We start from the raw sequence: 24,332 nt of genomic DNA on the forward strand, positions 1-24,332 counted from the left end.
TGTGTGGCTGTTCCTCTGCTGCTGTTCGTGGCCCTGTTCGTGATGCAGGGGTGCGGGGGGAAGAGCCCGGAACTTCGCTCCGAGGAGGTCGTCGGTGTCTGGAAAGGCTCCGGCGGCGGGCGGATCGAGTTCCGGGCGGACGGCACGTTCGACATGTCAGGCATCCCGCGGAGCGCGATCGAGTTCAGCTTCTCCACACCCCCTCCCGGGGAGGGCAGCCTTTCCGGGAGGGGGAGGTGGGACCTGGAGGGGCAGCGGGACCCGAGCAGCGGCGTCGAGCTCCGCTTCGTCGAGGGCGGCTCGTTCGCCGATGACGCCGGATTCGCCCTGCTCCGGGCCGCTCGGGGCGGGGACGAGCCGGAGGTGTACTTCGAGGGGGACCCCGACACGGAGCGTGGCTATCGGGTCCGCCGCGAGGTGACCGACCGGAGCGGTCCCGGGGAGAAGTGAGGGGGCGGGGACCAGGTGCGGGCCCGGGTCCGGTTCGACGACCCTTGTCGGGGCCGTCCACGCGGCGGTGTCCAGTTCAGCGCCGAAGCGGGGCGCCGCCGCCAGGACCGCGCCCCGGGCACCCACCTCGCCCTCGACGATCCGCAGCGAGCGGCCCAGCACGTCCGCGAACAGCCGGGTCCAGGCGGGGGAGCGGGTGCCGCCGCCGCACGGTGCCAGGGTGCCGGTGAGGCCCGCCGCGTGCCGGGCGCTCGGCCTTACGCCCCGGCTCGACCACGAGCTGCGCGAGTGCGACTTCGGCGAGGTGGAGGGGCGCACGCTGGCGGAGTTCGAGGCCGAGCACCCCCGGCGGGGCGGGGAGTACCGCGCCGACCCGGTGGCCCATCCGTTCCCCGGGGCCGAGGACCCCCGGGCGGCGGCGGCCCGGGGCGCGACGGCACTGCGCCGGATCGCGGACGAGCACCCGGGACAGCGGGTTCTCGTCGTCGCCCACAACACCCTGCTGAGGCTCGTGCTCTGCGAACTGCTGTCGATCCCGCTGGGCGCCTACCGCCGGGCCTTCCCGAAGCTGCGGAACACGGCGATCAGCGAGGTACGGATCGGGGAGCGGGGCGGGGCGCTGCTCTCCCTCAACGTGCCGTGCGCGCCGCACGCCCCCGCCGCGCCGCACGCCCCCGCCGCGCCGCACGCGCCCGCCGTGCCGGATGCGCCCCTGGTACCCGACGTCAGCCCGTGACGGCCGCGGCCCGCCGCTGGCGTACGACACCGGCGACGATCAGCACGGCGGTGAGGGCGCCGCTCGCGACCAGTTGGTCGCGCGTGTCCGGCTGGCCCAGCATCAGGACGAAGATCCCGCCCATCGCCAGCAGCGCCACCAGCGTCAGCACCGGGAAGCACCACATCCGCACGGCGAGCTTCTCCGGGGCCTCGCGCTGGGTCCGGCCGCGCAGGATCAGCTGGGAGACGGCGATGAAGACCCAGACGACCAGGATCACCGCGCCGATCATGTTGAGCAGCCAGGGGAAGACGTCGTCGGGACGCCAGTAGCTGAGCAGCACGCACAGGAAGCCGAACACCGACGAGACCAGGACGGCCGCGCGCGGCACGCCGGACGAGATCCGGCCGAGCCGCCGCGGGCCCTGGCCCCGCGCCACCAGCGAGCAGACCATGCGCGAGGAGCCGTAGATGTTGGCGTTCATCGCGGAGAGCAGGGCGACCAGGACGACCACGTTCATGATCTGCGCCGCGCTGCCGATTCCGACATGCTTCAGGGCCGCGTAGAACGGGCCGACCTCCACGATCTGCGGGTCGCTCCACGGCACCAGGGTCACGACGACGGCCATCGAGCCGACGTAGAACAGCGCGATCCGCCACATCGCGGTCCGCACGGCCTTGGCGACGCCCTGCACCGGGTCCTCGGACTCGGCCGCGGCGATGGTGACGGTCTCCAGACCGCCGTACGCGAAGACGGAGGCGAGCAGACCGATCACCAGTCCCTCGGCGCCGTTCGGCAGGAAGCCGCCCGCGCCGGTGAGGTTGCTGGTTCCGGGCGCGTCCGTACCGGGCAGCAGGCCGAGGACCGCCAGCACGCCCAGGCCGAGGAAGAGCGTGATCGCCACGACCTTCAGGGTGGCGAACCAGAACTCGAACTCGCCGAACTTCTTCACCGAGGCCAGGTTCGTACCGAGGAAGACCACCATGAACAGCGCGACCCAGGCCCATTCCGGGGTGCCGGGCAGCCAGCCCGTGACGATCTTCGCGGCGCCGATGCCCTCCAGACCGACGGCGACGCAGAGCAGCACCCAGAACGCCCAGCCCACGGTGAACCCCGCCCACGGCCCTATGGCCCGTTCCGCGTGGACGGAGAAGGAACCGGAGGCCGGGTTCGCGGCCGACATCTCGCCGAGCATCCGCATCACGAGCATGACCAGCAGCCCGGAGACGGCGTACGCGATGACGATCGACGGGCCCGCGGCGGCGATGCCGGCGCCCGAGCCGACGAACAGCCCGGCGCCGATGACACCGCCGAGCGCGATCATCGACAGGTGCCGCTGCTTGAGGCCGTGGGTGAGCCCGCCGTCGGCGGGGGCGGCGGTGACGGTCGCCGGGGACTCGACGGGGGAGCCGGAGCCGGCTGCGGCCCGGGGTTCCGTGGGTTCTTCGGTGGGGGGAGAAGCGGGATTCCGAGACATGGACGTGCTCTGTTCGGTAGGTGACACATGGAGGACGCGAGGTGTGGCGTGGGGGACGTCGCGCACAGTCTGAGCGTGCGCACCGGCGGCCGGGAACCACTGTCCGCCATACGGGCACGATGCTCACACATCGTGCACATACGGGCACGCGGCGCCCTCGGCGGGGCGTGCCGGAAGAAAAGCGTCGGCAACCGGCTTTTGGGGGGAACCTACAGTTCTTCCGGAGCGGCTCGCGCGAGCGAACGGCGACGCCATCCGCTCTCGCCTCAGTGACGAGTATCACGTCACCGCATGATTGCCCGGGCGTCTTTGTGTGAACTCCATCAATGCCTCGATCACCGCTTGTCAGCCGCTGACGGTGATCGGTCGTCAACCCGTGGGCTAACGTCGGTCCAGTCTGTCCCCACCTGTCCTCACCCCGCGGAGTCCCGATGAGCACTGCTGCCGCCGCCCCTGCCCGTACCGGAGCGGTCCTCGCCGACCTGCTGCCCGCCGCCAGGCACCGTTACGCCGTCGACACGGCCCTGGTCCTCGGGGGCGCCGCGCTCACCGGGATCGCCGCCCAGATCGCCGTCCCGATCCCCGGCTCCCCGGTCCCGGTCACGGGCCAGACCTTCGCCGCGCTCCTCGTCGGCACCGCGCTCGGCGCCCGGCGCGGCTTCCTCTCCCTCGCCGTGTACACGCTCGTCGGCATGGCGGGGATGCCATGGTTCGCCGAGGCCAGGTCCGGGATGGGCTTCCCGTCGTTCGGGTACGTCCTCGGCATGCTGCTCGCCGCCGCCGCGGTCGGCGCCCTCGCCCGTCGGGGCGGGGACCGGTCCGTGCTGCGCACCGCGGGCACGATGGTGCTGGGCTCCGCGATCATCTACGCGGTGGGCGTCCCGTACCTGGCGCTGTCCACCGGCATGTCGGCGAGCGCCGCGATCGCGGCCGGCCTGGTGCCGTTCCTGCTCGGTGACGCGCTGAAGGCCGCTCTCGCGATGGGCGCGCTGCCCGCGGCCTGGAAGCTGGCCGGCCGCCGGGGCTGACGCCCGGGGCTCACCATCCGCGTCCGCCGTAGACGCGAACCGGAGAGGCTCCCCGGCCGTGACACGTCACGGCCGGGGAGCCTCTCCGGTTCGCATGTACTTCGCGCCCTCACGTCCGGAGCGGCGCGGGGCCCTCAGGTCCGGGCCTCCTGCGCGGCCCCGCCGGTCGCGGGCTCCGCCGCGTTCACGGCCCCCGCTGCGTTCACGGCGTTCACGACCTGCGGGGCCCCCGCGGCCTTCCGCTGCCGGACGTCGCGCACCAGCGCGATCGCCACCACCAGCGCCGCGACGAGCAGCGAGAGCAGCACCTGCTCACGCCCGCTGTCGTCGGTCAGCATGTAGACCAGGACGAACGAGATCATCGCGATGGTCGCCCAGGTCAGATACGGGAAGAGCCACATCCGCACGACCAGCTTCTCCGGCGACTCGCGCAGGATGATGCCCCGCATCCGCAGCTGCGTGAAGCAGATGACCAGCCAGACGAACAGCGCGACCGCGCCGGACGAGTTCAGCAGGAACTGGAAGACGGTGTCGGGCCACTGGTAGTTGAAGAACACCGCGACGAAGCCGAAGACGACGGACGACAGGATGGCCGCCTGGGGCACGCCCCGCTTGTTCACCCGGGCGAACGCCTTCGGCGCGTCCCCGCGCTCGCCGAGCGAGAACGCCATCCGGGAGGCGGTGTAGAGGCCGGAGTTCAGACAGGACAGCACGGCCGTCAGCACGATGACGTTCATGACCTGGCCCGCGTGCGGGATGCCGATGACGTTGAGGGCGGCCACGTAGCTGCCGTCCTTCACGAGCGACGGGTCGTTCCACGGCACCAGGCACAGCACGACGAGGATCGAGCCCAGGTAGAAGACGGCGATCCGCCAGATCACGCTGTTGGTGGCCTGCCGCACGGCGCGCTGCGGGTCCTCGGACTCACCCGCGGCGAGGGTGACGATCTCGCTGCCCATGAAGGAGAAGACGACCATCAGCACACCGGTGAGGATGGCGCCCACCCCCACGGGGAAGAACCCGCCGGAGTCGGTGAGATGGGCGAACCCCGGGGCCGGGGCGTCCGAGCCGGGCAGCAGCCCGAAGACGGCCAGCAGGCCGACGACCACGAACGCGGCGATCGCCACGACCTTGATGCCGGCGAACCAGAACTCGAACTCGCCGTACGACCCGACCGACACCAGGTTCGTCGCGGTCAGGACGACCATCACGATCAGCGCCCACGCCCACTGTGGGATGCCCGGTACCCAGCCCTCCAGGATCTTGGCGCCGGCCGTCGCCTCGACGGCGAGCACCACGACCCAGAAGAACCAGTACAGCCAGCCGATCGAGAAACCGGCCCAGCGGCCCAGCGCCTGGTCGGCGTAGGTGGAGAAGGAACCGGAAGTGGGGCGCGCCGCCGCCATCTCGCCGAGCATCCGCATCACGAAGACGACCATCAGGCCGACCAGCGCGTACGAGATCAGGATGGACGGTCCGGCCGCGGCGATGCCGGTACCGGAACCGACGAAGAGGCCGGCGCCGATGACACCGCCGATGGCGATCATGGAGAGGTGGCGGTTCTTGAGGCCCGCCTGGAGGCCACCGGAGGAGTTCGCCGGGGCCGGCCCGTCGGACCGGTCATGCCTGGTCGGAGTCGTCTGCGACGTCATGGGATGGAGTCCTTACGTGTGCCGATCACTCGTGCACGCCCCGGCCGCCGTGCGAAATGCCGCGGTGGGGCGCGGTCGCTCGGCCACGAATACCGCGGTGGGGCGCGGTCGCCCCGGCCGCGGAAGCCGCGAGCAGGGCGTGGTGCATTGAAGCCTCTCGGACACCAAGAACGGAAGACTTCATTCCGGTTTCTTGGCAGAAAAGTTGCCTGTGAGGCATTTCCCACACGGGACTCGCGCACGCATCACGCCAGGGGTGTCCGCCTCGCGCGGGGCGGTCCCCGTATGCGTCCCGCCCGCGTCGCACCGTGTCACCGCGCGCGTGGTACCGCACGCCGATCCGCGCCGTGCCACGTGCGGGCCGGTGCCGTGCCGCACACACCCTCCTGCCGTGCCGCACGAGGGCGTGCCGTACGTCACGCGGGGCCGTCGGCGGTGGCCTTCCGGGTCGGCGGGCCCGGTGGCGTCTGTGACATGACCCCGATGACGGCCGCCTGGCGTCTCTCGTGCCACACTCGGAACATGCGCGTGTACCTCGGCTCGGACCATGCCGGCTATGAACTCAAGAACCACCTCGTCGAGTGGCTGACGGCCCAGGGCCACGAGGCCGTCGACTGCGGTCCCCACATCTACGACGCCCAGGACGACTACCCGCCGTTCTGCCTGCGTGCCGCCGAGCGGACGGCCGCGGACCCGGACAGCCTCGGCATCGTGATCGGCGGCTCCGGCAACGGTGAGCAGATCGCCGCCAACAAGGTCAAGGGCGTGCGTGCCGCGCTCGCCTGGAGCGAGCAGACCGCCGCCCTGGGCCGCGAGCACAACAACGCCAACGTGGTCGCCATCGGCGGCCGGATGCACTCGCTGGACGAGGCCACCAAGTTCGTCGAGATCTTCCTGGCCACCCCGTACTCCGGTGAGGAGCGCCACACCCGTCGCATCGAGATGCTGACGGCGTACGAGACGACCGGCGAGCTCCCGCCGATCCCCGCCCACCACCCGCAGCAGGGCTGACCGAAAACCACCACTGTGCCGCCGGGACCCCCGGCGGCACAGCCGCATCCGGCCGGTGCGGTTCCCACCGCCAGCCCCGTCCGGCGGCGAGACCGTCCACGACGCCGCCCGCCACGGTCGCCGCCACCGTCATCGCCGGCGTCACCGCCACTGCCACCGAGGAGAGCCGCCGCAGTGCCCGAGGGACACACGATCCACCGCCTCGCGGCGGACCACCGGGACAGGTTCGCCGGGCGGCCGGTACGGGTGAGCAGCCCGCAGGGCAAGTTCTCCGACAGCGCCGCGCTGCTCGACGGCCGGACCCTCACCAGCGTCGACGCCCACGGCAAGCACCTCTTCCTCGGCTTCGGGGACATCGGCTGGGTCCACATCCACCTGGGCCTCTTCGGCAAGCTCGGCTTCGGGACCGCCCCGGCCCCGCCGCCCACCGGCACGGTCCGGCTGCGTCTGGTGAACGACGACCACCACGCGGATCTGCGCGGCCCCACCACCTGCGCCCTGATCACCGGACCCGAGAAGCGCGCGATACACGACCGCCTCGGCCCGGACCCGCTGCGGACCGACGAGGACGGCGAGCGGGCCTGGGGGCGGATCTCCCGCAGCCGGATCACGGTCGCCGCCCTGCTGATGGACCAGAAGGTCGTCGCGGGCGTCGGCAACGTGTACCGCGCGGAGGTGCTGTTCCGTCACGGCATCGACCCGTACCGCCAGGGCAAGGACCTGCGGCGCGCCGAGTGGGACGCGATCTGGGCCGACCTGGTGGCGCTGATGCGCGAGGGCGTGCGGAACAACCGGATCGACACGGTCCGTCCCGAGCACACCCCGGAGGCCATGGGCCGCCCGCCGCGCGTCGACGACCACGGCGGCGAGGTGTACGTGTACCGCAGGGCCCGGCAGTCCTGCCACATCTGTGGCGGCGAGATCCGCACCGCCGATCTCGCCGCCCGCAACCTCTTCTGGTGCCCGGGCTGCCAACGGGCCTGAGAGCCTGTCGGAGGTCACCCGACAGGCTCTGAGCCCGCCGCCGGACCTCCCGCGAGCCGGAGCCCCCGGAAGGGACCGTCCCGGAACCGCCGGGTCGGCACCCCGGGGCGAAACCCCCCGGGTACGGCACCCCGGTTCAGAACCCGCGGGGCAGCCACGGCGCCACGTCCGACGAGAACGCCGTCGACGCCTCCGCCAGCGCGCCCGGCCGCAGCTCCCGTACCCGTCCGGCGCGCGCCAGCGCCGTCAGGGACTCGCCACCCAGATATACCGAGCCCAACTCCCGTACCGACAGCGCGAGGTCGGCCGGGTCCTCGGTCCGCCGACAGGTCGCCGCGCCCTTCGCGTCGCCCGTCAGCCGCCAACGCCCCGCGTTCCAGGGGCAGAACGTGTCCTTGACCTCGAACACCACGTCCACCGGCGCCCGGTACGTCCGGGCCTCCAGCGCCGCCCCCAGCTCCACCAGCCGCACGTGGAGCGAGTCCCGGAGCCGGACGTCGCATCGCCGCACGTCCGACACCAGATGCAGCACCGCGTCGTCCTCCGGACGGTTCCGCGCCTCCACCGTCGACGTAAGGTCGATCTCGAAGACGAACCGCCACAGCGCCGCGTACGACGCCGGGTCCAGCGCGTCGAGATCGTTCACGATCACCGTGCCCCGGGGGCCCGCCATCTCCCATTCGGGCTTGATGCGATACGTCACATAGCCGACGACCTCGCCGTCCAGCTCGGCCAGCACACACTGCTGCGCGGAGGTCCCCTGGCGTTCGCTCGGCGGATCGACCATCGGCTTGCGCTCCCAGCCGGGGCCGTGGGCGGGGGTGCCGGGACGACCGGGCACCAACTGCGCGTAGACGCTCTCGCACGCGGCCACCGCCTCGTCCGGCCGCGCGTGACGCAGCCGCACCGCGTCGGTGCCCTCCGGCACCGTCAGCCGCACCCGGTCCGTGTCGATCGTCAGGGACATCTGCCGGCTGGCCGCCCCGTAGCCGAACCGGCCGTAGATCACGGGCTCCGACGCCGTCAGAACGGCGAACGGCTCACCCAGCGCCCGGACGTCGTCGAGCTGTCGGCGCATCATGGAGGTCAGCAGCCCGCGCCTGCGGTGCGTGGACGCGACGCTCACCATCGTGACCCCGGCGGCGGGCACCAGCGCCCCGCCCGGCACGGCGACCCGGAAGCTGAACGCCCCCGCCGTGGCGACCACGTCGGAACCGTCCCAGATACCGAGCGACCGCTCGGGCTCGGTCAGTTGCTCATCCAGCTCACGCTGTTCCGGTGGTTCCGCGACTCCGCCGAACGCGAGTTCCAGGGACTCGAACCATTGGTTCCACTCGGACGGGCGCAGTACGCGAAGCTCGGTCGTCATGGGTCATACCTATCAGGGGCCCAGCAGCCGGTCGACCCGATTTCGAACGCATTGTCACGGGGTCCCCCTGCACCGGAAGCCGTCGGGTGGATAGGGTCCCCGCAATGGCCCGTCGCGCAGGAGCAGAGACGTACCCGGCCCGATTGCGGAAATCGGTGCACCGGGCGCGCGTCGCGCTGCGCAAATCCGGGGTCGACTACTTCCGGGGCGACGGGGCCGAATGGATCGCGCTGGCCGGTCTGCTGCTCACCGTTCCGGCCATCACCTGCGCCACCCTGGTGAACCCCGTGTGGTTCTCACCGGCGGCGCTCGGCCTGCCGATCGTGGCGGGCGGTCTGTTGCTGCGCCCCGCGAGCCTGCTCGGCGTGTACGCGACCGCCGCCCTGGCCCTGATCGTGGAGTCGCTCGGACTCGGCCCGTACGAGGACGGCCCGGCCCGGGTGACGCCCGGCATCGTCCTGGTGGTCGCGGCCTGCGGCTTCTTCGGGCTGGTCCTCGCCCAGTTCCGGGCCAGGGTCGGGGTGCCGTGGCGACGCGGCAGCACCATGCTCTTCGACCTGCGCGAACGCATCCGGGTGCAGAGCGCCCTGCCCCGGCTGCCGCAGGGCTGGCACCGCGAGATGGCGCTGCGTCCGGCGGGCGGGCAGTCCTTCTCCGGCGACTTCGTCGTCGCGGCCCGTACGAACGGCGGCCGGTCCCTGGAGGCCGTCCTCACCGACGTGTCCGGCAAGGGCATGGACGCGGGCTCGCGCGCCCTGCTGCTGTCCGGCGCCTTCGGCGGTCTCCTCGGCTCGCTGCCCCCGCACGGCTTCCTGCCCGCGGCCAACGGCTATCTGCTGCGCCAGGACTGGGAGGAGGGCTTCGCCACATCGATCCATCTGGTCCTGGACCTCGAATCGGGCGACTACGAACTCTTCTCCGCAGGGCACCCGCCGGCCCTGCAACTCCACTCGGGCAGCGGCCAGTGGGAGGAGAAGGCCGCCGAGGGGCCGCTCCTCGGGGTGTACGACGGGGCGCAGTTCGACGCCGTGAAGGGCTCGCTGGCCCCCGGAGACGTGCTGATGCTGTTCACCGACGGCCTGGTGGAGGCGTCCGACCGTGACATCGCGGAAGGCATCGACCGGCTGACCGGCGAGGCCGACCGCTATGTCACGACCGGATTCGAGGGCGCGGCCTGGCATCTGATCGAGGCGTGCGCCAAGGACGTCAACGACGACCGGGCGCTGCTGCTGTTGTCGCGGACCGCCTGACCCCGCCGTCGGCGCCCGGTACCGGACGGACCGTCCGAGCCGGAGACACCCCGAGCCGTACGCGTACGGCACCCGAGCGGTCCGCGCGACGGGCCCGGCGGTTCCGGCACCGGCCCGGTACCCGCCGACGTACCGGCCGCCCGCCCTTACGTCTCAGGCCGGGACCGGGACTCCTTCGGTGCTGTCGTCGCCATGATCACCGCCGCTGCCCCGGCCCGGACCTCCGTCCCGGCCGCCCGGCAGGACGCGGGCCAGCCAGTGCGAGCGTCCGGCGGCCAGCGGCGACAGGACCGCGAGGACGAGCACGTAACCGGCGATGAACGGCGGGAGCCGTTCGTCCAGTCCCGCGCCCGCGGCCATCGTGGCGAGGATCAGGGCGAACTCGCCGCGGGCCGTCAGCGTGGTCGAGATGTTCGCCGCGGCCTGCGCGCCGAAGCCGTAGACGCGTGCCGAGACCATCCCGGAGAGCACGTTCATCACCACGGTCAGCGCCACGGCGGCCAGCACCGGCCACAGCACGCCCGGCAGGTCGCCGGGGTCGATGGACAGTCCGAAGGCGAAGAAGAAGATCGCCCCGAAGGCGTCGCGCAGCGGATGGACCAGTTTGAGGATGCGCCCGCCCGACGTCGTGCTGCCGAGCATCAGACCCATCATGAACGCGCCGATCGCGTCCGCGACCCCGAACCATTCGGACACCCCGGCGACGAGCACGGCGGCACCGAGGAAGGAGATGACGAGCAGTTCGTCGTCCGAGGTGTGGATGAGCTTGCTGACGAGCTTCGTGCCGAACCGCGCGGTGAGCGCCAGGAGCAGCAGGAAGCCGAACGCCTTGCCCCCGTCGAGAATCGCGGCTCCGAGGCTGTCCGAGCGCGACAGGATCGGCTGGAGCGCGGCGAGGTAGAGGGCGAGGAAGATGTCGTCGACCACGATGATGCCGAGGATCGTCTTGCTCTCCGGGCTCCCCAGACGCTTCGTGTCGACGAGGATCTTGGTCACGATGGCCGACGAGGAGATGCCGATGACCCCGGCCATGACCAGGGCCTCCGAGGTGCCCCAGCCCAGCGCGAAGCCGAATCCGAGCCCGGCCCCCACGTTCAGGAGCAGGTAGACGGAGCCCGCGACGACCATCTTGCGGCCGCCTGCCTCAAGGTCGTCGAGGTGGAATTCGAGGCCGAGGTAGAAGAGCAGCAGCACCAGGCCGAGTGCCGAGAGCATCTCCAGGTCGTGCGGATCGGCGACCAGCACGATGCCCGGGGTGTGCGGGCCGAGCAGGATCCCGGCCAGGATGAACAGGGGAATGGTCGGCAGTCCGATGCGACTGCCGACACGGGCGAGAACGGCGGCGGCGAGGAAGGCGCCGCCCATGGCGATGAGCGTGTCTGCGTGTCCGATGAGCCTGATCCTTCGTCGGGTCAAGAGAGCGTCAAGGAATCGTCAGTAATTAGTTTACCGAACAATTTACGTTGTAACTATGGCCCGGGCTTCCGATCGCCGACCTCGGGTTTGCCCCACCCCCGATCCGCCGGTAGCCGTCATGGCCCGCGCCTGCTCCTGATCCGTACGTTCGAGTCGCCGGCCGGAGAAGCGGCCGGTGAGCAACGGAGGGCGGACATCATGGCGCTGCGACGCACCAGGCAGGGCGCGCAGAAGCGGGACGAGCGGAACGCGTGGGACGAGCGGGGCGTGCGGACACGGAGCGGAGGCACGGACTTCACCGACGGCACGGAGCTGGCGTACCGCACGGACCTCACAGACCTCATGGGCCCCTCGGAGCCCGTGGACGTCACCGACCGCTCGGACCGCACGAACCGCGTGGACCGCGCGGAGTTCGCGGTCGAACTGCGCGGCGTCCGGCGGCAGTACGGCCGGGGCAAGGCGGCCGTGCACGCCCTGCGGGGCATCGACCTGGCCCTCCCGCACTCCGGTTTCACCGCCGTCATGGGACCATCCGGCTCCGGGAAGTCGACCTTCCTGCAGTGCGCGGCCGGGCTCGACCGCCCCACCGCCGGCTCCGTCCGCCTCGGCGGCACCGAGATCACCGGGATGAAGGAGAGCCGCCTCACCGAACTGCGACGCACCCGACTCGGCTTCGTCTTCCAGGCGTTCAACCTGCTCCCGTCCCTGACGGTCGAGCAGAACGTCCTGCTGCCCCTGCGCCTGGCCGGACAGCGCACCGGCGGCGCCCGCAGCCGCCGTGCCGCGGCCGAGATGCTCGCCGCGGTGGGCCTCGGCGACAAGGGGGCCCGCCGCCCCGGCGAACTCTCGGGCGGCCAGCAGCAGCGCGTCGCCGTCGCCCGCGCCCTGATCACCCGCCCCGACGTGATCTTCGCGGACGAGCCGACCGGCGCACTCGACACCACCACCGCCGCCGAGATCCTCGGCCTGCTCCGGCACGCGGTGGACGTGCTCGGCGCCACCGTGGTCATGGTCACCCACGACCCGGCCGCCGCCGCCTGGGCCGACCAGGTCCTCTTCCTGGCCGACGGGTCGATCGTGGACAGCCTGCCGCGCGCCGAAGCCGCACGGATCGCCGCCCGGCTGACCGCGCTGACCACGGCGACCGCGCCGGCCACCCAGGGCGACGCCACCGCCCGCGCCCGTACGGGAGCGGCGGCCTGATGTTCGTCCCACGCGTTCCCAACGGCCTCGCCCGCGCGGCCGTCCGCTTCAGACCCGCGGCGTTCGTCGGCACGTTCGTCGCCCTCCTGCTGGCCGCCGCGATCGTCTCCGCCTGCGGCATCCTGCTGGAGACCGGCCTGCGCGCCTCCGTCCCCGCCGACCGCTACGCGAAGGCGCCCGTCGTGGTCGCCGCCGACCAGCGGGTCCACATGACGGTCGGACGCGGCGAGAGCGAGGTCGACGTGGGCGCGCTCGTACCGGACACCGCACGACTCCCCGAGTCTCTGGTGGACAGGGTGGCCGCGGTCCCCGGCGCGGCCACCGCGATCGGCGACGTCGGCTACCCCGTACGCCGGGACGGCGCACCCCTCACCGCCCACGGCTGGGGCTCCGCCCCCCTCACCGGCACCCGGCTGCTCACCGGCGAGGCACCCCGCGCCGGCGAGGTCGTCGTCCCCGCCGGTGCGGGGGCGCGGGTCGGCGACACCCTCGCCCTCGACACCCCCGCGGGAGCCGGGAGGTTCCGTGTCTCGGGCACCGCCGACGCCCCGGCCACCACCGAGAACGGCACCGTCTGGTTCGGAGACCGCGAGGCCGTGAGGCTGTCCGGCCACCCCGGCCGGGTCGACGCCATCGCCGTGCTCGCCGCCCCCGGCACCGACACCGCCACCCTCGCCGACCGGGTACGCGCGAGCGTCGGCCGCACCGCCGGGGCCCGGGTCCACACCGGCGACGACCGCGGAGGTGCCGAGGACCCGGACCTCGCGGACGCCGAGGAACTCCTCATCGCGCTCGGCGGCTCCTTCGGCGGCGTCGCGACCATGGTCGCCGTCTTCACCGCCGCCGGCACGGTCGCCCTCTCCGTCGGCCAGCGCAGGCGCGAGTTCGCCATGCTGCGCGCCATCGGGGCCACCCCCGGCCAGCTGCGCCGCGCCATCGCCTGCGAGTCGCTGCTCATCGCGCCGCTCGCCGGAGCGCTCGGCTGCCTGCCCGGAACCGTCCTGGCCCACTGGTGGTTCGGGCAGCTCCGGGACAAGGGCGCCGTCCCCGAGGCGGTCGTCCTGCACGTGTCCTGGCTGCCGCTGTCCATCGCCACGGCCACCACCATGCTCACCGCGCTCGCCGCCGGTTACTTCGCCGCCCGCCGTCCGTCCCGGACCGAACCCGGGCTCGCCCTCGCGCAGTCCGCGGTCGAACAGCCGCCGTACGGCTGGATCCGGACCCCGCTCGGCATCGCCGCGCTCGTCGGCGGCATCGTCCTCGCCGGTGTCGCGGGGGCCGGCAGCGGCGAGGACGCCGCGAACGCCGCGCTCGGCGTCGTCATGCTCTTCATGCTCGCCGTCGGCCTGCTCGGCCCGCTGATCGCCCGGCTCTGCGCCGCCGTCATCGGCCTCCCGCTGCGAGGCGCCGGCGCCTCCGGCTCGCTGGCCGCCGCCAACTCCCGTACGAACTCACGGCGACTGGCCTCCGCGATCACCCCGATCGTGCTCGCCATGGCCTTCTCCTCCACGCTCGTGTTCATGCACACCAGCGAGGAGCGGGTGATCGCGCACCAGCAGCGCGACGCCGTCATCGCCGACCACGTCGTCACCGCCCCCGGGGGACTCGCCTCCGACGCCACCGGACGCGCCGCCGCCACCCCCGGGGTCTCCACCGCCGTCGGCCTGCTCCGCACCTCCGTCCTGGTGACCGTCGGCTCGGGCGACGAGCGCATGATGCAGGGCACCCCCGCACAGGGCGTCATCGGCACCGGCGACGCCCTGACCGAGGTCCAGGACCTCGACGTCCGGACCGGCTCGCTCGACGGCCTGCGCCCCGGCACCGTGGCCATCGACACCACCCTCGCCGACTCCGCCGGCCGGACGACGGGCGACCGCCTCGAACTGCGCCTCCCGGACGGCACCCGGGCGTCCCCGAAGATCGTCGCCGTCTACGGCCGCGGCCTGGGCACCGGCCTCGTCACGCTGCCCGCCGCCGACCTCGAAACCCGCGTCACCGCGCCGTACGCCTCCGAACTGCTGGTGAGGGCCACCCCCGCCGCAGCGCGGAAGCTCGCCGCGCTCGGCACCGTCACCGACGCCTCCGGCTACGCCGCCGCGCGGGACCGCGACCGCGAGTTCAACGCCTGGGCCAACACCGTCATGGCCGCGGTCCTCGGCGGATTCGCCGCCGTCGCCGCCGTCAACACCCTGGTGATGACCGTGCTCGACCGCCGCCGCGAACTGACCCTGCTCCGTCTCGTCGGCTCCACCCGCCGCCAGATCATGGGCATGATCCGCTGGGAGGCGCTGCTCGTCACCGTGGCCGGGGCCGGGCTCGGCACCGCCATCGCGCTGGCCACGCTGAATCCGATGATGAAGGGGCTGACCGGTGAACCCCCGTACATCCCACCGGTGTTGTACGGGACCTTCGTCGCCGTGACCCTCGGGCTCGGGCTCGCCGCCGCGACGATCGCGGCCCGGGCGGCCCTGCGCAAGGCGGCCGCTCGTCCCTGAGGGCTGTCCTCGGGACGGCCCTTACGACCTGGGGAACAAGAGGGAGTGGATCGGCGAGCGGCGTCGTGCGGCTTCGGCTCCAGGGCGGAGGAGGGAGGCGGATGGGGTCTGTCCTGCTCGAAAGCAGCTGAGAGCTCGGGGAAGGGGCATCGTTGACCGACGACGACGCGGGAGGCGGAGTCGCAGGGCGTCGGGAGCCCGCTCCCTCTTGCTCCCCAGGTCGTTAGAGTCGGGTCGTGACGACGCCACGCAGAAACCTGGACCTGGCCGAAGTCGAGGCGATCGCCCGCGCCGCCCACCGCACGCGGACGGACAAGGCCGGACGCCCGTACGCGGAACACCTCCACGCCGTCGCCGAGGGGGTCCGGGCCAGGGGCGGGACCGACGAACAGATCGCGGCCGCCTGGCTGCACGACGCCGTCGAGGACGGGGTCCTGTCGGAGGAATGGCTGGCCGGGGCCGCACTTCCGCAGCAGGTCAAGGACATGGTCCTCGCCGTCACCAAGCGCGACGGCGAGGACCTCGGCGCGTACACCCGGCGCATTCTCGGCACCCCGGGCGCCCTGCTGATCAAGGAGTCCGACCTGGCGCACAACGCGGATCCGGCCCGCCTCGCCGCATTGGAACCGTCGACCCGTACCCGGCTGACCGAGAAGTACGCACATGTCCGGCGACTGCTCGGCCTCACCTCGGGCGAATCGCCCACCACACATTGAATTCAAGCCAACATGGCGAGGACTGATCCCGGAGAAGGGGCCGATCCGGCGAGCGGCCGACCCCGGAACGGAACCGATCGGTGACGAGGAGCCGACCCGGAACGGTGAACCGGTCCGGGACGGTGAACCGGTCCGGGGCGAGGTGTCCGCCCCGGACCGGCCCGTACCGCATCAGCGTCCGGCGCCGCCCCGCCGGAACGCCCATTCCATCTCCGGCTCGGTCACCGGGCGCAGCAGCCTCCGCACCGGAGGCGTGCACATCAGCGTCACCGCACCGGCCGCCGCGACGGACACGAGCACCAGCCCGGCGGGCGACGACAGCCAGTCGTAGGCGTCGAACAGCCCGGCGTATCCGGCGCCCTTGACCAGGAAACCGTGCAGCAGATAGCCGCAGATGGTTCCGGCGCCCAGCACCGTGAACCATGTGCGGCGGCGCGGCACCAGGGACAGGAAGGCGACGGTGAGCAGCAGCGCGCAGCCGAACATGAGCAGGGTCATCACGGCGCCCGACCACCACGGAGCGCCCATCTCCTGCGCGCTGTTGCTGCGGTAGAACCAGCCCAGCTGCATCCGCGGCGCCGCCCAGTACGCGAACGCCGCGGCCGCGGCGAACACTGCCGGGGCGAGCATCCGCACCTCGCGCCGGCGCACCAGGTCGAAGTGCTCGGGCCTCAGCCGGAGACCGAGCACGAAGAACGGCAGGAACTGCAGCACGCGTTGGAGGTCGAGATCGTCGCCGATGGTCGGTGAGAAGGAGGCGAGCATGGCGACGACGAGCGCCACCGGAAGCGGATGGCGCAGCGCCTGCCACAGCGGTGTGGTGAGGCGCCAGACGAACAGGGCGACCAGGAACCAGGTGAGATACCAGGGGTCGACCAGGCTGATCGGATGGTCGGGGGTGTCGTCCGCGTATCGCTTGAACAGGGAATACGCCGTCTCGAACACCACATACGGCACGGCGACTCCGGTGACCAGGCGCTTCACCTTGGCGGCCGACATGTCGAACGAGCGGGAGAAATATCCGGAGACGACGATGAACGCCGGCATGTGAAAGGTGTACGCGACCATGTACAGCGCGCGGACGGTCCGGCTTCCCTCCATCACCGGTTCCCACGCGTGTGCCATCGCCACGAGCACGATGGCGAGATATTTGACGTTGTCGAAGTAGGGATCCCGCTTCTTCGCCGGGGCCGCCGCCGGATTCCCGTGCGGGGCCGTCGCGGGATCGGCCGTCGCGGTACCGGCCGCTGCCGCAGAGGGCATCGGCCCTTGCTGTCTGGGCTCCGACTCCCGGGTCGCCGATGGGAGCGGGGCCCTCTGAAATACGTTCGGAGCTTGGAACATTCAAAGCACCATAGACGTCCCGATCGCAATTCGTAAAACCGCCTGCTGGAATTACATGTCCGCGTCCACTCGCTGGCGAAACCGCGGAGTACTGTCTGATATGCGCACATTTACCCCCCTTGAGTGGGGCATATCGAAGATCCTTTGGCGGGGAGAATTTCGCGGTGCGCGAATCTGAGAATTGCATGTGAATGAAGTGTGCGGATGCGGAAACCATTATGGTCATGCGCTGTTGTGATTTTCCGACTCGCGGGTGATTCGGTGCACAGGCGATTCGGCGTGCAGGCGCGCAGGCGATTCGACGCACAGGTGATTCACAGGGGCGCGGGCCCGTGGCCGGATCACCGCCGTGCGGGGCCCGTGCGGCTGTGCGCCTGGGGGCGCACGCGAGGCGCGGGGGGCGCAAGGATGGCGTGATCCTGTCAGTGTGATCCGTCACTCGGCGGCGGCCGGAGGGGAGTTGATGGCACGATGGACGGATCGGAGGGGTGCTCGGCCGCACGCCTCCGGGCCGGCAAGGCGGACCGACCGAGGGTGTGATCAGTTGTGGCCATTTCGCTGTCTGTGGTGCTGATGTTGGCGATCATCCTGGTGGTCATGATCCGAGGTGGATCCATCAAGGCCGGCCCCGCGGTCGTCGCCGCCCTCTTCGGCTTCTTCCTCGCCTCGACCGGCTTGGCGCCGACGATCCAGCGCTTCATGGACTCGATAGCGCACACCATCAACCAGATCAGCTTCTGACACCGCCCCGGCTCGAATCCCGGCCCCGCGGGCAGCGGCGGGCGTGGACGGTCCGACGCGAAAGGCCCGGCCCGACGAGATCTCGTCGGGCCGGGCCCGGGCGTGGAGCGGGCGACGGGAATCGAACCCGCGTAGCTAGTTTGGAAGACTAGGGCTCTACCATTGAGCTACGCCCGCATACGTCGCACCGCTGGTCCGGCGACCGGCGGCACGAGAAGCATCGTAGCGGGTCGTGGGTGCTGCCCGCACACCTGATAGCCGCTCCACCGGTCGTCGCGTCCGGAACGCGACCCGCGCGAGCCGCCCTCTGCGAGCCGCTCGCGCAAAGCGGCCGATGCACCGCCTGTCTGCATGTACCCTACGTGTCGCACCGACGGGGTGTGGCGCAGCTTGGTAGCGCGTCCGCTTTGGGAGCGGAAGGTCGTCGGTTCGAATCCGGCCACCCCGACCACCGGCACGTACACGGACCACCCGGCAAGATCACGGACCACCGGCCGGGATCGCCCCGGCGGGATCGCGGAGCACCGGCGAGAGCGCATTGTGGGAGTCCGTCTCCTTGCCGTTACTATGCAAAATGCGTGCCCGTGTGTCTGATGTACCGGGCTCGGTCCGCGAAGCCGCCCCCCGTGCGGCGGAGCAGAACCCCAAGAAGTCAGCCACAAGGAGACCGAACCGTGAAGAGCGCCGTGGAGACCCTGAACCCGACCCGGGTTCGGCTCACTGTCGAGGTGCCCTTCGAGGAGCTCAAGGACAGCCTCGACGCGGCGTACAAGAAGATCAACCAGCAGGTCACGGTGAAGGGCTTCCGCAAGGGCAAGATCCCGGCGCGGGTCATCGACCAGCGGTTCGGCCGCGGCGCGGTGCTGGAGGAGGCCGTCAACGACGCGCTCCCGAAGTTCTACACCGAGGCCGTCAACGAGGGTGAGCTCAACGTCCTCGGCCAGCCCGAGGTCGACATCACCGAGCTGAAGGACGGCGAGCTGCTGGCCTTCACCGCCGAGGTTGACGTACGCCCCGAGATCGAGATCCCGGACTACTCCGGCATCGAGGTCACCGTCGACGCCGTCGAGGTCGGCGACGAGGACGTCGAGAAGGCCGTGGAGCAGCTCCGCGAGCGCTTCGCCTCCACCAGCCCGGTCGAGCGCGCCGCCGCCGAGGGCGACGTCGTGACGGTCGACCTGCAGGCGAAGGTCGACGGCGAGGTCCTGGAGGACGGCATCGCCGAGGGTGTCTCGTACACCATCGGTTCCGGTGAGCTCCTCGACGGCATCGACGCCGCCGTCACCGGCCTGGAGGCGGGTGGCGAGGCCACCTTCACCTCCGAGCTGAAGGGCGGCTCGGCCGCGGGCAAGGAGGCCGAGGTCACCGTCAAGGTCACCGCCGTCGCCGCCCGTGAGCTCCCCGAGCTGGACGACGAGTTCGCCCAGACGGCGAGCGAGTTCGACACCCTCGACGAGCTGAAGGCGGACAGCCGCAAGCGCCTCGAGGAGAGCCGCCAGTACGAGCAGGCCACCCAGGCCCAGGAGCGCGTCCTGGACGCCCTGCTGGAGCTGGCCGAGGTCCCGATCCCGGAGAAGCTCCTCGCGGACGAGGTCCAGACCCGTCGGCACAACCTGGAGCACCACCAGCTCGGTCAGATGGGCCTGACCCTCGACAAGTACCTGGAGATCCAGGGCAAGACCGTCGAGGAGTTCGAGACCGAGACCTCCGAGCAGGCGGTCAAGGGCATCAAGACCCAGTTCCTCCTGGACGAGATCGTCAACAAGGAGAAGCTGAACGTCAACCAGGAGGAGCTCACCGAGCACCTCATGCGCCGTGCCGCCTCCTCCGGCATGAGCCCCGACCAGTTCGCCCAGGCGGTCGTCGAGGGCGGCCAGGTGCCGATGCTCGTCGGCGAGGTCGCCCGCGGCAAGGCGCTGGCCGTGGTCGTCGAGGCCGCCAAGGTCGTCGACACCAACGGTGAGCCCGTCGACCTGGAGGACGAGGAGGAGGCCATCGAGACGGTCGAGGCCGCCGACGGCTCCGCCGAGGCCGTCGCCGAGGAAGCCACCGACGCCGCCGAGAAGGCGGAGGAGAAGACCGAGGCCGCCGCGGAGAAGAACGAGGCCTGAGCCTCGCACGATCCGTACGACGGGCTCCGGACGCTGTGCGTCCGGAGCCCGTCGACTTGGACCGGCGGACCACCGGTCGAGGCCGTCGGCGGCAGGCGCGATGGCCCACAACCCTTGTGCGGACTGCGGAGCTTGCGCTCCCAGCGAACAGTTGGGGAAGCGGGATGGCGTTGTCCCACCTGCGCGTTAGGGTCCATGAATAGGAAGGGCAGGGGAGCCCCCGCCCACCCGGTACGAAGACGCTGAGACGGCCGGAGCCGTCAGAGACGAGCAGGTGGACACGTGACGAATCTGATGCCTTACGCCGCCGGAGAGCCGTCCATCGGTGGAGGACTCGGCGACCAGGTCTACAGCCGGCTGCTCGGCGAGCGCATCATCTTCCTCGGCCAGCAGGTCGACGACGAGATCGCCAACAAGATCACCGCGCAGCTGCTTCTTCTCGCCGCCGAGCCGGACAAGGACATCTACCTCTACATCAACAGCCCCGGCGGCTCGGTGACGGCCGGCATGGCGGTCTACGACACCATGCAGTACATCCCGAACGACGTGGTCACCATCGGCATGGGCATGGCGGCCTCGATGGGCCAGTTCCTGCTGACCGGCGGTACCGCGGGCAAGCGCTTCGCGCTCCCGAACACCGACATCCTCATGCACCAGGGTTCGGCCGGCATCGGCGGTACGGCCTCCGACATCAAGATCCAGGCCCAGTACCTGCTGCGCACCAAGCAGCGGATGGCGGAGATCACCGCCCGACACTCCGGCCAGACGGTCGAGACGATCATCCGCGACGGCGACCGCGACCGCTGGTACACCGCGGAGGAGGCCAAGGAGTACGGCCTCATCGACGAGATCATCTCGTTCGCATCGGGCGTTCCGGGCGGCGGCGGCACCGGCGCCTGATCCGGCACCCACCGGATCGGCTCCGCGCCACGCGCACCTCTCGTACGCCGAGACACCCAGCCACAGAACGCCACCAGGATGGTGAACACCCACATGAACAACTTCCCCGGCGCCTCCGCGAGCGGCCTCTACACCGGCCCGCAGGTGGACAACCGCTACATCGTCCCGCGCTTCGTGGAGCGCACCTCGCAGGGCGTGCGCGAGTACGACCCGTACGCGAAGCTCTTCGAGGAGCGCGTGATCTTCCTCGGCGTGCAGATCGACGACGCCTCGGCCAACGACGTCATGGCCCAGCTGCTGTGCCTGGAGTCGATGGACCCGGACCGTGACATCTCCGTCTACATCAACAGCCCCGGCGGCTCGTTCACCGCGCTCACCGCGATCTACGACACCATGCAGTTCGTGAAGCCGGACATTCAGACCGTCTGCATGGGCCAGGCCGCCTCGGCCGCGGCCGTCCTGCTCGCCGCGGGCACGCCCGGCAAGCGGATGGCCCTGCCCAACGCGCGGGTGCTGATCCACCAGCCGTCCTCGCAGACCGGGCGTGAGCAGCTCTCCGACCTGGAGATCGCGGCCAACGAGATCCTGCGGATGCGCACCCAGCTGGAGGAGCTGCTGGCCAAGCACTCCACCACGCCGCTGGAGAAGATCCGCGACGACATCGAGCGCGACAAGATCCTGACCGCCGAGGACGCCCTCGCCTACGGTCTGATCGACCAGATCGTCTCGACCCGCAAGAGCACGGCCGGAGCGGCCGCCTGACATCGGCCTTCAGCCCTTGGCGCGGCGGATTCGGGCGGTTTGAGAACGCTTGGACCGCGCGAACCGCGTGAACCGCGCCAAGGGGGGCCCGAACGGGGGGCAAGGCAAGGTACCGTCGGATAGAGGCACCAGGAGCCGCTGAACCAAGCTGCTCCCAGGCGAAGGGGAAGCACCTCGTGGCACGCATCGGTGATGGCGGCGATCTGCTCAAGTGCTCGTTCTGCGGAAAGAGCCAGAAGCAGGTGAAGAAGCTCATCGCGGGACCCGGTGTGTACATCTGCGACGAGTGCATCGATCTCTGCAACGAGATCATCGAGGAGGAGCTCGCGGAGACCTCCGAGGTGCGGTGGGAGGAACTCCCCAAGCCGCGCGAGATCTACGAGTTCCTCGAGGGGTACGTCGTCGGGCAGGAGCCCGCGAAGAAGGCCCTCTCGGTCGCTGTGTACAACCACTACAAGCGGGTCCAGGCGGGCGAGAACGGCGGCGCGCAGGGTCGTGACGACGCCATCGAGCTGGCCAAGTCCAACATCCTTCTGCTGGGCCCCACGGGCTCCGGGAAGACGCTGCTCGCGCAGACCCTGGCCCGCATGCTCAACGTCCCGTTCGCCATCGCCGACGCGACGGCGCTGACGGAGGCCGGCTACGTCGGCGAGGACGTCGAGAACATCCTGCTCAAGCTGATCCAGGCGGCGGACTACGACGTCAAGAAGGCCGAGACCGGGATCATCTACATCGACGAGATCGACAAGGTCGCCCGCAAGAGCGAGAACCCGTCGATCACCCGTGACGTCTCCGGCGAGGGCGTCCAGCAGGCCCTGCTGAAGATCCTGGAGGGCACCACCGCCTCCGTCCCGCCGCAGGGCGGCCGGAAGCACCCGCACCAGGAGTTCATCCAGATCGACACGACGAACGTGCTGTTCATCGTGGGCGGTGCCTTCTCCGGGCTGGAGAGGATCATCGAGTCGCGCGCCGGCGCCAAGGGCATCGGCTTCGGTGCGACGATCCGCTCCAAGCGCGAGATCGAGGCGAGCGACCAGTTCCAGGAGGTCATGCCGGAGGACCTGGTGAAGTTCGGGATGATCCCGGAGTTCATCGGCCGTCTCCCCGTCCTCACCTCGGTCCACAACCTGGACCGCGAGGCGCTGCTCAAGATCCTGGTCGAGCCGCGTAACGCCCTGGTGAAGCAGTACCAACGTCTCTTCGAACTCGACGGTGTGGAGCTGGACTTCGACCGCCCGGCCCTGGAGGCCATCGCCGACCAGGCGATCCTGCGCGGCACGGGCGCGCGTGGCCTGCGGGCCATCATGGAGGAGGTCCTCCAGTCGGTGATGTACGAGGTCCCGTCCCGCAAGGACGTCGCCCGCGTCGTCATCACCGCGGACGTCGTCCGCGACAACGTGAACCCGACACTGGTCCCGCGCGAGCCGCGCACGATCGGCAAGAACGACGGCGGTCGCCACGAGAAGTCCGCGTAGCGGCCCGCATACCCGAGGGGCGCCCGGCAGATCCGTCTGCCGGGCGCCCCTCGTGGTGTCGTGGTGCGGTCAGAGCTTGGTGCGGGACGTGTTGTAGAGCTTGGCGGTCAGGGCTGCCAGCGAGTCCTGGGGCATGCCCTTGCCGGCCATGGCGAGCTTCAGGTCGATGCCGACGACGGTGCCGACCGTGCTGTAGTCGGCCCAGACACAGACGGGGACCGTGAACTCCTTGGGGCCGTTCTGGGGAGTGCCGTCGCCCTTCTTGTTGGTCACCTTCATGTCCTGGCACTTCATCAGCGCGCCCTCGAAGCCCGCCGGGGTGACCGCCCTGGGGCTTCCGTCGAGCTCGGCCTCCATGTCCTTGTCGCCCTTCTTGTACAGCGACTCGGCGTCGGTGAAGGCGCTGTTGATGACCTTCGCGGGGTCGGTGACCTCACCCCAGATGCCCGAGAAGGCCAGGGACTTCATGTTCGTGAGGTCGCTCTCGGAACCGGACTGGTACGAAGCGAGGACCTGCTGGGGGTTCTTGATGCCCAGACCCTCGGCCCTGGTCTTGGCCTCGCCGGTCAGGGGGCCCTCGGTCTGTGCCGAGCCGGACGGGGCCTTCTTGTAGTCGTCCACCGACTCCGTCGGCGTGATCTTGTAGCCCTTGGTGGACTCCGCGACATCGCTGTTGCTCGCGCCGCCACCGCCCGACAGCACGAAGTACACCCCGCCGCCGATGACCGCGAGCGCCAGCACGATGCCGCCGACGATCAGGCCCGTCTTCTTCTTCGGCTGGGCCGGCGGTACCGGCATCTGGCCGCCGTACGGGGCCTGGCCGTACGGGGGAGCGGGCGGCTGCTGGCCGTAGGGGCCGGGCTGCTGGGGCTGCGGGGGGCCGTAGCCCGGCTGGGGCTGCTGCGGGGGGACGCCCTGCGGGCCCGGGGCCTGCTGCGGGTGGCCGTAACCGGGCTGGCCCTGCGGGGGCTGCCCGTACGGACCCGGCTGGCCCTGCGGCGGCTGGGCCCCGTAGGGGTTGGGCTGACCCTGCGGAGGCTGCTGGCCGTACGGTCCGGGCTGGTTGTGGCTCATGTGCGGTGTCCCCTGTTCGGACGAAGTGCTCACCGGAGGTGTCGTGACTGCTTATGTGTTCCGAACATCCTGACGGAAAGGGCGCCCGTACGGGCGACCGGGTGGCACACCGTTACCGAACAAACCGGTTTCGGCGCACGACTGTGACAGCCGTAAACT

20 protein-coding genes and 2 tRNA genes are annotated in these 24,332 nt (G+C 70.9%); 15 read left to right on the plus strand and 7 right to left on the minus strand.

Annotation, left to right across the window (positions count from 1 at the left end):
• Positions 1-3 precede the first annotated feature (3 nt).
• Positions 4-450, plus strand: coding sequence for a hypothetical protein (locus ACFYXM_RS14525; protein WP_389289344.1), 447 nt, complete (start codon positions 4-6; stop codon positions 448-450).
• Between the two features lie 67 nt (positions 451-517).
• Positions 518-1,186 (plus strand): histidine phosphatase family protein, encoded by a 669-nt coding sequence (locus ACFYXM_RS14530; RefSeq protein ID WP_389289345.1) that lies wholly within the window; start codon positions 518-520, stop codon positions 1,184-1,186.
• Here the strand turns inward: ACFYXM_RS14530 and ACFYXM_RS14535 are convergent.
• Positions 1,176-2,642 carry an amino acid permease gene (locus ACFYXM_RS14535; RefSeq protein ID WP_389289346.1) on the minus strand — a complete coding sequence of 489 codons (1,467 nt, stop codon included), beginning with the start codon at positions 2,640-2,642 and terminating at the stop codon, positions 1,176-1,178. The genes ACFYXM_RS14530 and ACFYXM_RS14535 overlap by 11 nt on opposite strands.
• Positions 2,643-3,073: 431 nt before the next feature.
• Between ACFYXM_RS14535 and ACFYXM_RS14540 the strand changes: the two genes are divergently transcribed.
• On the plus strand, positions 3,074-3,670 hold the full coding sequence (locus ACFYXM_RS14540) for a biotin transporter BioY (RefSeq protein WP_389289347.1): 597 nt from the start codon (positions 3,074-3,076) through the stop codon (positions 3,668-3,670).
• 134 nt (positions 3,671-3,804) lie between these two features.
• Here the strand turns inward: ACFYXM_RS14540 and ACFYXM_RS14545 are convergent, their stop codons facing one another.
• Entirely contained in the window at positions 3,805-5,322 is a 1,518-nt protein-coding gene (locus tag ACFYXM_RS14545) for an amino acid permease (protein ID WP_389289348.1), read from the minus strand.
• Between the two features lie 522 nt (positions 5,323-5,844).
• On the opposite strand from ACFYXM_RS14545, the gene ACFYXM_RS14550 reads away from it, so the two are divergent.
• Positions 5,845-6,333, plus strand: coding sequence for a ribose-5-phosphate isomerase (locus tag ACFYXM_RS14550; protein WP_389289349.1), 489 nt, complete (start codon positions 5,845-5,847; stop codon positions 6,331-6,333).
• A gap of 174 nt (positions 6,334-6,507) precedes the next feature.
• Positions 6,508-7,317: an Fpg/Nei family DNA glycosylase gene (locus ACFYXM_RS14555; protein WP_389289350.1), complete on the plus strand. Its 810-nt coding sequence runs from the start codon at positions 6,508-6,510 to the stop codon at positions 7,315-7,317.
• A gap of 136 nt (positions 7,318-7,453) precedes the next feature.
• Here the strand turns inward: ACFYXM_RS14555 and ACFYXM_RS14560 are convergent, their stop codons facing one another.
• Entirely contained in the window at positions 7,454-8,686 is a 1,233-nt protein-coding gene (locus ACFYXM_RS14560; protein ID WP_389289351.1) for a GNAT family N-acetyltransferase, read from the minus strand.
• Between the two features lie 104 nt (positions 8,687-8,790).
• Here ACFYXM_RS14560 and ACFYXM_RS14565 point away from each other — a divergent pair, with 104 nt between their 5' ends.
• Positions 8,791-9,936, plus strand: a complete 1,146-nt coding sequence (locus ACFYXM_RS14565; RefSeq protein ID WP_389289352.1) for a PP2C family protein-serine/threonine phosphatase — start codon at positions 8,791-8,793, stop codon at positions 9,934-9,936.
• Between the two features lie 153 nt (positions 9,937-10,089).
• Here the strand turns inward: ACFYXM_RS14565 and ACFYXM_RS14570 are convergent, their stop codons facing one another.
• A complete protein-coding gene (locus ACFYXM_RS14570) occupies positions 10,090-11,301 on the minus strand; it encodes a cation:proton antiporter (RefSeq protein ID WP_389289353.1) in 1,212 nt (403 codons plus the stop codon).
• Between the two features lie 249 nt (positions 11,302-11,550).
• Here ACFYXM_RS14570 and ACFYXM_RS14575 point away from each other — a divergent pair, with 249 nt between their 5' ends.
• From ACFYXM_RS14575 to ACFYXM_RS14585, 3 genes are all read left to right on the plus strand, one after another.
• Positions 11,551-12,555 carry an ABC transporter ATP-binding protein gene (locus tag ACFYXM_RS14575; RefSeq protein ID WP_389289354.1) on the plus strand — a complete coding sequence of 335 codons (1,005 nt, stop codon included), beginning with the start codon at positions 11,551-11,553 and terminating at the stop codon, positions 12,553-12,555.
• The gene (locus tag ACFYXM_RS14580; RefSeq protein WP_389289355.1) at positions 12,555-15,050 is read left to right on the plus strand and encodes an FtsX-like permease family protein; all 2,496 of its coding nucleotides are present in this window, start codon (positions 12,555-12,557) and stop codon (positions 15,048-15,050) included. Before ACFYXM_RS14575 ends, ACFYXM_RS14580 begins: the two co-directional genes overlap by 1 nt.
• Before the next feature lie 236 nt (positions 15,051-15,286).
• Positions 15,287-15,766 (plus strand): HD domain-containing protein, encoded by a 480-nt coding sequence (locus ACFYXM_RS14585; protein WP_389289356.1) that lies wholly within the window; start codon positions 15,287-15,289, stop codon positions 15,764-15,766.
• A gap of 171 nt (positions 15,767-15,937) precedes the next feature.
• Here ACFYXM_RS14585 and ACFYXM_RS14590 read toward each other — a convergent pair whose 3' ends face one another.
• Positions 15,938-17,110: an acyltransferase family protein gene (locus ACFYXM_RS14590; protein ID WP_389289357.1), complete on the minus strand. Its 1,173-nt coding sequence runs from the start codon at positions 17,108-17,110 to the stop codon at positions 15,938-15,940.
• Between the two features lie 546 nt (positions 17,111-17,656).
• Here ACFYXM_RS14590 and ACFYXM_RS14595 point away from each other — a divergent pair.
• Complete coding sequence (locus tag ACFYXM_RS14595) at positions 17,657-17,851, plus strand: hypothetical protein (protein ID WP_351522554.1); 195 nt, start codon at positions 17,657-17,659, stop codon at positions 17,849-17,851.
• A gap of 103 nt (positions 17,852-17,954) precedes the next feature.
• Here the strand turns inward: ACFYXM_RS14595 and ACFYXM_RS14600 are convergent.
• Positions 17,955-18,028: transfer RNA gene (locus ACFYXM_RS14600), tRNA-Gly, on the minus strand.
• 197 nt (positions 18,029-18,225) lie between these two features.
• Between ACFYXM_RS14600 and ACFYXM_RS14605 the strand changes: the two genes are divergently transcribed.
• The 5 genes from ACFYXM_RS14605 to clpX all read left to right on the plus strand — a co-directional run bounded on the left by ACFYXM_RS14605 (position 18,226) and on the right by clpX (position 23,099).
• Positions 18,226-18,302: transfer RNA gene (locus ACFYXM_RS14605), tRNA-Pro, on the plus strand.
• 223 nt (positions 18,303-18,525) lie between these two features.
• The gene (tig, locus tag ACFYXM_RS14610) at positions 18,526-19,962 is read left to right on the plus strand and encodes a trigger factor (RefSeq protein WP_389289358.1); all 1,437 of its coding nucleotides are present in this window, start codon (positions 18,526-18,528) and stop codon (positions 19,960-19,962) included.
• Positions 19,963-20,256: 294 nt separating this feature from the next.
• On the plus strand, positions 20,257-20,862 hold the full coding sequence (locus ACFYXM_RS14615; protein ID WP_362023629.1) for an ATP-dependent Clp protease proteolytic subunit: 606 nt from the start codon (positions 20,257-20,259) through the stop codon (positions 20,860-20,862).
• A 78-nt stretch (positions 20,863-20,940) separates the two neighbouring features.
• A complete protein-coding gene (locus ACFYXM_RS14620) occupies positions 20,941-21,624 on the plus strand; it encodes an ATP-dependent Clp protease proteolytic subunit (RefSeq protein ID WP_351522557.1) in 684 nt (227 codons plus the stop codon).
• A gap of 176 nt (positions 21,625-21,800) precedes the next feature.
• Positions 21,801-23,099, plus strand: a complete 1,299-nt coding sequence (gene clpX / locus ACFYXM_RS14625; RefSeq protein ID WP_362023220.1) for an ATP-dependent Clp protease ATP-binding subunit ClpX — start codon at positions 21,801-21,803, stop codon at positions 23,097-23,099.
• Positions 23,100-23,168: 69 nt separating this feature from the next.
• Here the strand turns inward: clpX and ACFYXM_RS14630 are convergent, their stop codons facing one another.
• Positions 23,169-24,173, minus strand: a complete 1,005-nt coding sequence (locus ACFYXM_RS14630; protein ID WP_389289489.1) for a hypothetical protein — start codon at positions 24,171-24,173, stop codon at positions 23,169-23,171.
• Positions 24,174-24,332: the final 159 nt, after the last annotated feature.

The organism is Streptomyces sp. NPDC002476 (assembly GCF_042889785.1).
Taxonomy (GTDB): domain Bacteria; phylum Actinomycetota; class Actinomycetes; order Streptomycetales; family Streptomycetaceae; genus Streptomyces.